Annotated in this window: 13 protein-coding genes; all 13 read left to right on the plus strand. The window is 39.2% G+C overall.

The genetic code is table 11. The features are described from left to right. Nucleotides 1–120 precede the first annotated feature (120 nt). On the plus strand, nt 121–561 hold the full coding sequence (locus CXF81_RS11735; RefSeq protein ID WP_101181546.1) for a flavodoxin domain-containing protein: 441 nt from the start codon (nt 121–123) through the stop codon (nt 559–561). Nucleotides 562–569: 8 nt separating this feature from the next. Then, a complete protein-coding gene (locus CXF81_RS11740) occupies nt 570–1,220 on the plus strand; it encodes a DnaT-like ssDNA-binding domain-containing protein (protein ID WP_101181547.1) in 651 nt (216 codons plus the stop codon). Next, a complete protein-coding gene (locus CXF81_RS11745) occupies nt 1,217–2,032 on the plus strand; it encodes a DnaA ATPase domain-containing protein (protein WP_101181548.1) in 816 nt (271 codons plus the stop codon). The genes CXF81_RS11740 and CXF81_RS11745 overlap by 4 nt, the downstream gene beginning before the upstream one ends. Before the next feature lie 1,360 nt (nt 2,033–3,392). Then, complete coding sequence (gene mnmG / locus CXF81_RS11750; RefSeq protein ID WP_101181549.1) at nt 3,393–5,294, plus strand: tRNA uridine-5-carboxymethylaminomethyl(34) synthesis enzyme MnmG; 1,902 nt, start codon at nt 3,393–3,395, stop codon at nt 5,292–5,294. Beyond that, a complete protein-coding gene (gene rsmG / locus CXF81_RS11755; RefSeq protein WP_101181550.1) occupies nt 5,294–5,953 on the plus strand; it encodes a 16S rRNA (guanine(527)-N(7))-methyltransferase RsmG in 660 nt (219 codons plus the stop codon). The genes mnmG and rsmG overlap by 1 nt, the downstream gene beginning before the upstream one ends. 123 nt (nt 5,954–6,076) lie before the next feature. Continuing rightward, nucleotides 6,077–6,844: a ParA family protein gene (locus CXF81_RS11760; protein WP_101181551.1), complete on the plus strand. Its 768-nt coding sequence runs from the start codon at nt 6,077–6,079 to the stop codon at nt 6,842–6,844. 111 nt (nt 6,845–6,955) lie between these two features. Further along, nucleotides 6,956–7,867 carry a ParB/RepB/Spo0J family partition protein gene (locus CXF81_RS11765; RefSeq protein WP_101181552.1) on the plus strand — a complete coding sequence of 304 codons (912 nt, stop codon included), beginning with the start codon at nt 6,956–6,958 and terminating at the stop codon, nt 7,865–7,867. 170 nt (nt 7,868–8,037) lie between these two features. Then, entirely contained in the window at nt 8,038–8,415 is a 378-nt protein-coding gene (locus CXF81_RS11770) for an ATP synthase subunit I (protein ID WP_101181553.1), read from the plus strand. A 56-nt stretch (nt 8,416–8,471) separates the two neighbouring features. Next, nucleotides 8,472–9,305, plus strand: a complete 834-nt coding sequence (gene atpB / locus CXF81_RS11775) for a F0F1 ATP synthase subunit A (protein ID WP_101181554.1) — start codon at nt 8,472–8,474, stop codon at nt 9,303–9,305. Between the two features lie 54 nt (nt 9,306–9,359). Further along, nucleotides 9,360–9,599 carry a F0F1 ATP synthase subunit C gene (gene atpE, locus CXF81_RS11780; RefSeq protein WP_006013957.1) on the plus strand — a complete coding sequence of 80 codons (240 nt, stop codon included), beginning with the start codon at nt 9,360–9,362 and terminating at the stop codon, nt 9,597–9,599. Nucleotides 9,600–9,642: 43 nt separating this feature from the next. Beyond that, entirely contained in the window at nt 9,643–10,113 is a 471-nt protein-coding gene (gene atpF, locus CXF81_RS11785; protein WP_101181555.1) for a F0F1 ATP synthase subunit B, read from the plus strand. Between the two features lie 11 nt (nt 10,114–10,124). Next, a complete protein-coding gene (gene atpH / locus CXF81_RS11790) occupies nt 10,125–10,658 on the plus strand; it encodes a F0F1 ATP synthase subunit delta (RefSeq protein WP_101181556.1) in 534 nt (177 codons plus the stop codon). Between the two features lie 13 nt (nt 10,659–10,671). Beyond that, complete coding sequence (gene atpA / locus CXF81_RS11795) at nt 10,672–12,213, plus strand: F0F1 ATP synthase subunit alpha (protein WP_101181557.1); 1,542 nt, start codon at nt 10,672–10,674, stop codon at nt 12,211–12,213. The last annotated feature ends 38 nt before the right edge of the window (nt 12,214–12,251 follow it).

Here is a 12,251-nt window from a genome sequence, read left to right on the forward strand (position 1 = left end):
GTGGTTATATTAGGTTACGCTTTTTGCTAGCAACTTAGTTTCAAGAATATATTATTTTATATTACTGATTTCCACTACAAGTATTAAACTACAACAGCGTTCATTATTTAAGGTAATTACATGCACTTCGATATAATGGTAGGTTCTGTACTAGGCGCTTCGGAATATGTTGCAGAGGCAATATTGGTCAGCATCATCGATGCTGGTCATACAGGCGAATGTCACTTTGAACCTTGTGTATCTGCGTTAAATAAAGATAATATTTTATTAATATGTACCTCTACGCATGGTGCGGGCGACTTACCGGACAACATCGTTGCTTACGCCAAAGCACTTCAACACAAAGACTTAAACGGTTTCAATGCCATGATTATTGGACTTGGCGATAGCAGTTACGACACTTATTGCGGCGCTGCAATGACAATGGAAACCTTACTTGTTGAAAAAGGAGTAACCTTACTGAGTGACCCCCTACATATAGATGTACTGCACCACCCTATTCCTGAGGATATTGCAGTAGAATGGTTTGTTGAACAATTAGATAAAGTAATAGGTAATTAGTTATCAGCATGAATAGCTTAGAATTAGACGCCCTCCAATTAAGCATGAGCAATCATGCTAGAGCGCTTTACAGTGTCTATTTAATATCCAAAAGTAACGCCATCAAAGGTAATGTGACAATTTCATATAAAGATATTATGCATTTTTTAAATGGTAAAGAAGAAGTGGTAACTTTAGGTCGACAAGTTAATTCATTATTTAAAGAATTAGACAACGTTGGACTAATTAGTATTAATCACGATCAATCTTATAAACGCAGTTTGAATAAGCAGGTAATCCATCTACCGTTAAGTATTAGTAGAGACCTTTTCGATATCAGTACCGATAAACACCAAAGTTTTGTTAAGATGAATGTGAGCTGGCGACCAGATGCTGATTTATTTGAGCAACTTTGTCAGCTTGTCGGCGTCATAGATAAAGGGTATTCTGCTGATGAGTTGGGCGAATATATTGCTTATTGGTTAGGTTATCCTGAAAAACAGTTTACAGATTATCAATGGACACAAAAATTCGTGTTAAACATAAAGCAGCGCCGTCAACGGCTACCGGTTAATAAAGAACAGACAAAGGTTGGCCATCAGTGGATAACACCACAAGCGGGTATTGAAATAGACGACAACGTTAAACAACTAGTTGAAAAATACAGCGGGAAATCATGAAGAGTCTAAACGATAGGATTAATGAATTGGCCAGGTCTTTGGGAAAGGACCCTGAACCTGAAGCGCAATTTAACTATAAAGAACGTCGTCAGGAATTCGATCGTTTAGCCAATCAAGATGTTCAAAAATTACAACAAGAGACCCGACTTCAACGAGTACAAAAAATACATGGTAAATCAGAACTAGATCCAAAGTGGACTTTTCATAATTTAATTGAAGATGCACAAGATGTTGTTGAAGCCATTAATATAGCAAAATCGTTTATAGCAGCTCATGCCGATGCGAGCTGGCGCAACAGTGGCGCTCATATGATGATTTTTTACGGTGACTATGGTCGTGGTAAATCACATATTGCTGGCGCTATTGCTCACCAGTTAATCGATCAATATGAAACAACAGTCATGTATCGTCAATTACAAACGCTATTAGAAATGAGATTTTCATCTTACGATTTTCAATCTGCGGACAGTGCTCCAGAAAAATTCCGGCAAATAAACAAACAGCTACAAGAAGTTGATTTACTCATCTTAGATGAAGTTTGCGTTAATGAAACGATGCTTAAAAAAACCACACAAAGCTGGTTAGGTAGTTTATTGAGACAACGCCTTATTGATAATAAAAATTGTATTCTTATTACCAACCATAATTTAAAAGACCTTGAAACTGCCTTGGGTCGATACTGTTTTGAATCAATCAAAGAGTATGATACTTATAAAGTGCGATTCCAAGGTCCGAGTAGGCGTAAGCAAGTCGTTCCTGACTATGCAGAGCCTAACAGTGGCAATCAATACCAACCTAATCAAATACGCTAGCTCAACGTCAGCGAATGGCATCATGACGACGTATGATGGTTAACCATCATCCTTGTCTACTTTGGTGCTGGTATATTAAATACTGTCACTAACGGTGGTAGTTTTATTCGATTACCTGTATTACCACTGATTAGCCTTGGCTTTATTATGGCTACTAATTAGACACAGCCATTTTACCTTCTAGTCACATTGCCAATGTACAACTACAACGTTATAGGCAATACATATACCAATAAACCAACCCTACGGTCTGTTGTCTTTAGCCTCACTTTCTTTATCATCTGTGCCTAAATAACTGACTTTGATGCTGGCACGCAGTCACCTTGCTGGCTGTATTCAAGTTTTTAGCGACAAATAACTCAAAAAACCGGATGAATTAAAACATTTACCGCTGCTGTGTTAACCAGTATTACCTTTTTTATGTATTCTCTGGGTAAAAAAAGCGTACTTACTTATTACAAATTAAGTCAATACTAGCATCTGTAAGTGGTTATATAGAGACTATGTTCTCTTATCAAATAGAATAAAAATAAATTATAGGGAACGGCTTTAGCTTTTTTGTTACGTTACTTAAAAGCAAAATTTCTAACAATTTTGTAAACTCCAAAATTATTGTGCATAAGTACCCCAACTAGTAATAACGCAATCTATGTATTCCATAAGAAGCAGTGATGTCGGTCACTTTATATTAATACAGTGCGTTATTTACAAATTCATATACAATTTATCCACAATATTTACACCTGTTCTTCAGCATTGTGCATAAGATCGATCCTAAGCTGTACGAAAGTTATGATCATTCACTGGACAATTTTAATGAATATTCAGCCTGTGGATAAAAGAGCTAGTTATACATAGCATATACCCAACTTACACCCGCTTGATCACAAGGTTTTAAGTGCCTTAAGTTATTGATATATATATACAATAAACACTTATAAACAGAAAAGTACTTGCCTAATAATAATAATAATAAACTATATATCTAAGATCTTTGTTTTTACTAAGCAAACAAAAAGACTCATTTTCACCTTTTTTGTAAATAAATTAAAAACCCTCAAATCAACGTTAAAAACGCAACACACCAGAGCATTATTTGGGACTATTTTTTAATGCCCTACTTTAATTCACACTTAAGTCCATTCACCAAAATTAAGCCAGCGCTGACTTAATGTTTGAATGATAAGGATTCCAAATAGCATTAAACTCGTATACCATGTAAACCCCTTTTTTTAGGGTTGTTTTATATAATTTTTGTTAGTGTCAAGTATGACGCCAACAAATCGATAAACTCATTTGGACGTGAATATGACTAACTGAGCTGTTTGTTTTACCGTGAATTAAATAGAGGCAATTACACATGTTTTACCAACAAGATTTTGATGTCATTGTTGTCGGTGGTGGTCATGCTGGAACTGAGGCCGCAACAGCCGCAGCTCGCATGGGCGCAAACACCCTATTGCTTACTCACAGTATTGAAACGCTTGGACAAATGTCGTGTAATCCCGCTATAGGTGGTATTGGCAAAGGACATTTAGTAAAAGAAATTGATGCTCTTGGTGGCGTCATGGCCAAAGCAACCGATAAAGCAGGTATTCAATTTAGAACATTAAATTCGAGCAAAGGACCTGCAGTGCGAGCAACCCGTGCACAAGCTGATAGAAGCTTGTATCGCATGGCAGTTCGCCAAGTACTTGAAAATCAACCTAACTTAACTTTGTTTCAACAATCATGTGATGATCTGATTGTAGAGAATGATTGTGTTGTTGGCGTTGTTACGCAAATGGGTTTGAAATTTAGAGCAAAAACGGTGGTGATCACCGTAGGTACTTTTCTCGGTGGTACTATTCACATTGGCATGGAAAATTACAAAGGTGGAAGAGCTGGCGATCCTCCTTCAAATGCCCTGGCAACCAGACTTCGTGCCTTGCCTTTTAGAGTTGGCAGACTTAAAACAGGTACCCCTGCTCGGCTAGATACGCGTACACTTGATTATTCAAAAATGCAGGCACAGCCAGGTGATACACCCCTTCCTGTATTTTCATTTATGGGTAGCGTAGAGGACCATCCTCGCCAAATTCCTTGTTACATTACTCATACCAATGAAAAAACCCACGATATTGTTCGTTCGGGCTTAGACAGATCACCCATGTACACTGGTGTGATTGAAGGTGTAGGACCACGCTATTGCCCATCAATTGAAGATAAAATTGTGCGTTTTGCAGACAAAACATCACATCAAATATTCGTAGAACCTGAAGGATTGACCAGCGTCGAAGTTTATCCAAATGGAATATCGACGAGTTTACCTTTTGATATCCAAATGGCGTTAGTCCGTTCAATCAATGGATTTGAAAATGCACATATTATAAGACCTGGTTATGCGATTGAATATGATTTCTTTGACCCACGTGATTTACGGCAAACACTTGAGACTAAATTTATTGGTGGATTATTTTTTGCGGGTCAAATTAACGGCACTACTGGCTATGAAGAAGCTGGAGCTCAAGGCTTAGTAGCAGGTGCGAATGCAGCACTGCAGTGCCAGGGAAAAGACGGTTTTGAGTTGCGTCGCGATGAAGCTTATATGGGTGTTTTAATTGATGACCTAGCCACAATGGGCACCAAAGAACCGTACCGTATGTTTACCAGTAGGGCTGAGTATCGTTTGTTACTTCGAGAAGATAATGCTGACGTTCGCTTGACCGAAAAGGGCAGACAAATTGGGCTTGTTGGAGATGAACAATGGGCGTACTTTCAGCAAAAAATGAACAGTGTAGAGCTTGAAAAACAACGACTGAAATCGCAATGGATACATACTAAACACGAATCTTTAGAGCAACTTAATGGTATGTTAAAAACACCCATTAGCCGCGAGCATTCTTTGGAGGAGTTAATAAGACGTCCTGAAATGACCTACGCTAAATTAACCAGTATTAAAAGTTTAGGTCCAAGTATTAGCGATCCAAAAGCAGCTGAACAAGTTGAAATTCAGATAAAATACGCAGGCTACATTGAACGTCAGAAAGATGAAGTTGCAAAATCGTTACGTCATGAGAACTCACTGTTACCAAATGATTTTGACTTTTCTCAAATTTCAGGTTTATCAAATGAAGTTGTTGCTAAACTAACTGACGCACGACCAGAAACCATCGGAAAAGCGTCGCGTATTTCAGGTATTACCCCTGCTGCTATTTCGCTGTTGGTGGTATATTTGAAGAAACACAGTATGTTGTATAAAGCTGAGAAAAAAACCGCCTAATGAGTACTAGTAACAATATCACTGCCACGTTTGATACATTGTCATCTTCGTTTGATGAGATGGTGGTAGATTTAGATTTTACTGTTTCAGCACTGCAAAAGAAACAACTGATAGAGTTTGTTCTATTGATTGATAAGTGGAATAAAGCTTATAATTTAACCTCAGTTAGAAACCCCCATGACATGCTTATCAAGCATATTTTTGACTCGATTGTTATTTCACCCCATTTACAAGGTAATCATTTTGCTGATATTGGCACTGGCGCCGGGTTACCAGGTATTCCATTAGCAATAATGAATCCTGACAAATCCTTTTTGCTGATTGATAGTTTAGGTAAGCGCATTCGCTTTATTAAACAAAGCTTATATGAACTAAAAATAAACAATGTGACTGCTATTCAAACTCGAGTTGAAGACCTTAAATTGGAAAAACCGGTTGATGGTGTGCTAAGCAGAGCCTTTGCATCACTTAAGGATATGCTGCATTGGTGCCAATATTTAACCGATGAAAATGGAACATTTTTAGCATTAAAAGGCCAAGTTAACCAACTTGAACTTGACGAAATTCCTACAGGCTTTAAAGTGGTAGACTGTATTAACCTTGGCGTACCAAATTTTCAGGGCGAACGGCATTTAATTAAAGTGAAAAAAACCAGGTAGCTTGTTGTATTGCTTATCGGCGATCAAAATAGATTGATAATGTAAAGTCGTAAAAAACAACAATAAAACATGAAATGTGACGAAATCACAGTGGTCTTCAACTCATAACAAACGGAATACATTGTGGCGAAAGTCATCTCTATCGCAAATCAAAAAGGTGGTGTTGGTAAAACAACGACTGCGGTTAACGTTGCTGCGTCGATGGCAGCGACCAAGCGTCGAGTGTTGCTGATTGATCTTGATCCACAGGGTAATGCCACTATGGGAAGTGGCGTTGATAAGTACGACGTTGAAAATACATGTTACGAATTGCTCATTGAAGATGTGCCCGCCAAAGACGTTATTATTAAAAATACAGCAGGAAAATACGATCTGATTGCAGGTAATTCCGATGTCACTGCTGCCGAAATAAAATTAATGGAAGTATTTGCGCGTGAATTACGTTTGCGCAGAGCACTTGAAAGTGTGCAGGATGATTACGATTATATTTTTATAGATTGTCCACCGTCGTTAAATCAACTTACCGTAAATGCAATGGCTGCTTCAGATTCAGTGCTTGTGCCCATGCAGTGCGAATACTATGCATTGGAAGGATTAACGGCATTAATGGACACTATTCAAAAGTTAGCTTCAGTTGTTAATCCAAATTTGAAAATTGAGGGTGTATTAAGAACCATGTACGACCCCCGCAATAGATTAGCGAATGATGTATCTGAGCAACTAAAACGTCATTTTGGTGATCAAGTGTATCGTACCGTTATTCCACGTAATGTAAGGTTAGCGGAAGCGCCAAGTTTTGGAACACCTGCCATGTATTATGACAAATCATCAACCGGTGCTAAAGCTTACTTAGCACTAGCAGGTGAGATATTACGTCGACGTGTTACTTAACAATCATATTTTATAAGTGAGTGCTTACTTTCATTAAAAATCGTCTATTATAAAAAATAATAAATAGTGAGTAATCTAAACATAGCTCATTAAGAAATATCAGAGGTTAGGATGTCACCAAAAAATAAAGGCTTAGGTAGGGGCTTAGATGCATTACTTGCAACCAGCCGCAGTCACGCCGACAAACAAAGACAGGCAGCAGAAAATGATCCTGGTGAACAAAATGAACTAAAACATATTCCCATTGAGTTTATGCAACCTGGTAAATACCAGCCTAGAAAAGACATGTCATCCGAAGCACTTGAAGAACTTGCCGCTTCGATACGTTCACAGGGTATTATTCAGCCTATTGTCGTGCGTCAAATTAATACAAATAATTATGAAATTATTGCCGGTGAGCGCAGATGGCGTGCAGCACAGTTAGCTAAATTAGATGTCATTCCGTGTTTAATAAAAGACGTTGCCGATGACGCGGCTGTGGCGATTGCATTAATTGAAAATATTCAACGAGAAGACCTTAATGCAATGGAAGAAGCGCAGGCGCTAGACCGACTAATGATTGAGTTTAACTTAACCCATCAGCAGGTTGCCGACGCAGTGGGTAAATCACGTACGACAGTGACTAACTTACTGCGTTTGAATAGTTTACGAGATGATGTGAAGCGTTTACTTGAGTACGGCGATATTGATATGGGTCATGCTCGTGCATTGTTAGCGCTTGAGGGCGATGTGCAATCAAATACCGCAAAACTTGTTGCTGATAAAGGATTAACAGTAAGAGAAACTGAAAATCTGGTGAAAAAAACGCAATCAGAAATTGACAATCCAACATCTGAACCGTCCAGTAAAGAACCCATAGTTGACCCAGATGTTAAACGCTTAGAAACCTCATTATCAGAAAATTTTGGTACTCATGTACAAATAGCGCACAACCGTAAAGGCAAGGGTAAGCTAGTTATTAACTTTGGTGATTTAGAACAACTGGATGGTATTTTACAGAAAATGGCGGTGAAAGAACGGTAAAAACTGATGAATAGTTCGGTTTTTTTTGCTTGTGAGTTTCTGTTATTTATTGTGCCGCTGAATCTGCACCAGAACAGGGAATAAATTGCGAAATAGTTGAATTCCTCTGTTATATCAGTATACTTCTCGCGCCTTTGAATGGGTATGTATTTTAAGATGGAACGGTACTTGTGAATTTAGCTGATAAAGGACGACAATTAGCTAAGAGAGGAATTATTGCGCAACTTATAACTTCATTAGTGTTAATAGTGATTGTTTTTTGCGTCAAACCGGACCACACCGTAGCGGTCATCATCGGTTCTATTACATTTATAATACCGCATAGTTTTTTCGCGTATTGGACATTCCGATACGCTGGTGCGACAAAAAGTAGAATTGTCGCACAAAGTTTTAACCAAGGTTTAAAAATTAAATTGGTTCTAACAACCGTATTTTTTGCTACCGCATTTTCTCTACTAAATACAGCGCCGTTTCCTGTATTCGGTGCCTATGTGGTCGCAATGTTAAGTCAATGGTTCGCCATGGTCTGGTTAAGTCGAAAGTCTTAATGACAACGTACTTAATTAATGTAAATATTTTTAAATTATACAAAGCAGGTTAAGCAATGGCTTATTACGAAACAACGCAAGACTACATTAATCACCATTTGACCAATGCTAGGATGTGTTCAACCGACGAAGGGATCGTTTTCAACAAAGCATGTGAAGACGTCGGCTTTTGGGTTTGGCATATAGATACAATGGGTTGGTCCGCGTTCATCGGTATTTCTTTTCTATTTTTGTTTTGGCGAGTAGGTAAGAAAGCAACAACGGGCGTTCCAACAAAGACTCAAGCTTTTGTCGAGATGGTCGTAGAGTTTGTTGATGACAGCGTGAAAAGTTCCTTCCATGGTTCCAGTAAATTAATTGCGCCCTTAGCATTAACAATTTTCGTTTGGGTTTTACTAATGAACCTGACTGACTTATTACCTGTTGATTTATTCCCATGGATTGCCGGTATGATTGGTCAATATGGTTTTGGTATGGATCCTAAAGACGTGTATATGAAAATTGTACCCACTACTGATATCAACACGACGTTTGCGCTATCAATCGGAGTATTCATACTCATTATATTTTATTCTTTAAAGATCAAAGGGATAAAAGGTTTCACTAAAGAACTAACGATGCAGCCACTCAACCACTGGGCATTTATTCCTTTTAATTTCGTGATCGAAACAGTGACTTTGTTAGCTAGACCATTATCACTATCGTTACGTTTGTTTGGTAATCTTTATGCCAGTGAACTGATATTTATACTAATCGCGACTATAGGTTATCTGCAGTTACCACTGCACTTCGCCTGGTCGGTATTTCATATTTTAGTGTTACCTTTACAAGCCTTCATTTTTATGATGTTAACTATCGTATATTTGAGCCTGGCATGCGAAGAACACTAGGTTTATATTTTTACATTTTTATATTTTTACATTTAACTTAAATCGGAGATAACAATGATCTACATCGCAGTTGCTATAATCATCGGAATGGGTGCACTAGGCACCGCACTTGGTTTCGGAATTATGGGGGGCAAATTCTTAGAGTCGTCTGCTCGCCAACCTGAGCTTGCACCTCAACTACAGGTCAAAATGTTTATTTTGGCTGGTCTGATTGATGCTATATCTATGATCGGTGTTGGTATAGCTCTTTACATATTATTCGTTGTTGCTCCTACTTTAGGCGGAGTTTACTAACAATCTATTTTAGGTTAACGAATAAACAATAGGAGGAGCGGACGTGAACTTTAACGCCACTCTAATAGGTCAGCTCATCGCATTCACAGTGTTTGTAGCCTTTTGCATGAAATATGTATGGCCGCCAATCATTGCTGCGATTGAGGAAAGACAAAAGAAAATAGCAGATGGTCTTGCTGCGTCTGAACGCGCAGAGAGAGATCTAGAGTTAGCTCAATCAAGCGTGACGGATAAACTTCGTGAAGCCAAAGATGAGGCCAGCAAGATTATCGATCAGGCGAAAAGAAGAGCGTCTCAGATTATAGATGATGAGACTCAGCGAGGGCATACCGAGCGCGAAAATATCATCGCTCAAGGTTATGCTGAAATTGAAGCTGAAAAGAATCGCGTTAAAGAAGATTTGCGTAAGCAAGTCGCTGTGTTAGCTATTGCCGGCGCCCAGAAAATTTTAGCACGTGAAATTGATGCACAAGCGCACAGTGACATTGTTGAAAAACTTGTCGCCGAGCTTTAGGAGAATGAGCCATGTCTGAATTGACAACAGTTGCTCGACCTTATGCTATAGCTGCGTTTAATTTCGCAGTTGAGAAATCCGCCATAGACGACTGGCAAGCGATGTTAGCTTTTGCTGCCGAGGTATCGATGAATGACAATATGCATCATTACATGTCTGGCGCAGTAGCGTCAGGGTTGGTTACTGATGTATTTACAAAAGTCTGTGGTGAGCAACTCAACGAACATGGTAAAAACTTAATCAAAGTTTTAGCGGAAAATAATCGCCTTACGCTGTTACCTGAAATATCAACACTGTATAACGAGCTCAAAATAGAGAGCGAAAAACAAATTAATGTTGATGTTTTATCTGCAGCCATATTGAGTGATGCACAATTAACAAAATTGAGCGCTGCCTTAGAAAAGCGATTTGACCGTAAAGTACAGCTTAATTGTAGCGTGGATCCGACCCTTATTGCCGGCATGATTATAAAAGCTGGCGATACCGTGATAGACGGCTCCGTAAATTCACAATTGAACCGTCTTAACGACGCGTTACAAGCATAATGGGAATATAAGTATGCAACTTAATTCTACAGAGATAGCAGAACTGATTAAGAAACGAATCGATCAGTTTGAAGTAGTAAGTGAAGCTAGAAACGAAGGTACAATCGTTGGTGTTAGTGACGGTATTATTCGTATAAATGGCCTTGCAGATGTAATGCAAGGTGAAATGATTGAATTGCCAGGTGGTCGCTATGCGATCGCATTGAACCTTGAGCGAGATTCAGTAGGTGCCGTTGTAATGGGTCCTTATATCGACTTGCAAGAAGGTGACAAAGTGAAGTCCTCTGGTCGTATTCTTGAAGTACCCGTTGGACCAGAACTGTTAGGCCGAGTTGTTAATACCCTTGGTGAGCCAATTGATGGTAAAGGCACAATTAACGCAACTACTTTTGAGCCGGTCGAAAAAATTGCCCCAGGTGTAATCGAACGTCAATCAGTCGATCAACCTGTGCAAACTGGGTATAAGTCTGTTGACGCCATGATCCCAGTCGGTAAAGGTCAGCGTGAACTTATCATTGGCGATCGCCAAACTGGTAAGACGGCGTTAGCCATTGATGCAATCATTAACCAAAAAGGCACAGGCGTTAAATGCGTTTACGTGGCTATTGGTCAAAAATCATCTACTATCGCTAACGTGGTGCGCAAGCTCGAAGAGCATGGCGCTATGAGTCATACTATTATTGTTGCTGCCTCAGCGTCCGAATCAGCTGCTCTGCAATACCTAGCGCCTTATTCTGGTTGCACAATGGGTGAATATTTCAGAGATCGCGGCGAAGACGCTTTGATTGTTTATGATGATTTGTCTAAGCAAGCAGTTGCGTACCGTCAGGTTTCATTGTTGTTACGTCGACCTCCTGGCCGCGAAGCTTATCCTGGTGATGTATTTTATTTGCATTCACGTTTGTTAGAACGTGCTGCGCGTGTAAACGCTAATTACGTTGAAAAGTACACCAAAGGTGAAGTTAAAGGGAAGACCGGTTCACTTACCGCTCTACCAATTATTGAGACACAGGCAGGTGACGTATCAGCATTCGTTCCGACGAACGTTATTTCTATCACCGATGGTCAAATTTTCTTAGAGACTGATTTGTTTAACGCCGGTATCCGTCCTGCTGTGAACGCTGGTATATCAGTATCTCGTGTCGGTGGTGCTGCGCAGACTAAAATCATTAAAAAACTTGGCGGTGGTATACGCTTAGCATTGGCTCAATACCGTGAACTTGCCGCATTTTCTCAGTTTGCGTCTGATCTTGATGAAGCAACAAGAGCTCAATTGGAGCACGGCCAACGTGTGATGGAGCTAATGAAGCAAAATCAATATGCGCCGCTGTCTGTTGCTGAGATGGCTGTCTCTCTTTTTGCTGCTGAAAAAGGTTATTTGCGCGATATAGAACTTCCTAAAGTTCTTGATTTTGAATCAGCTCTGCACTCATTTATGAACAGTGAGAAAAAGGAACTGATGGACACTATTAACCAAAGTGGTAATTACAATGACGATATTGAAAGTCAGCTAAAAGAAGCATTTGATAATTTCAAATCAACTCAAAGCTGGTAATTACACAACCCTAATGCACGCATTGGGGACTGTCGTAG

The sequence above is a fragment of the Glaciecola sp. 33A genome (assembly GCF_002836745.1).
Taxonomy (GTDB): Bacteria; Pseudomonadota; Gammaproteobacteria; order Enterobacterales; family Alteromonadaceae; genus Glaciecola.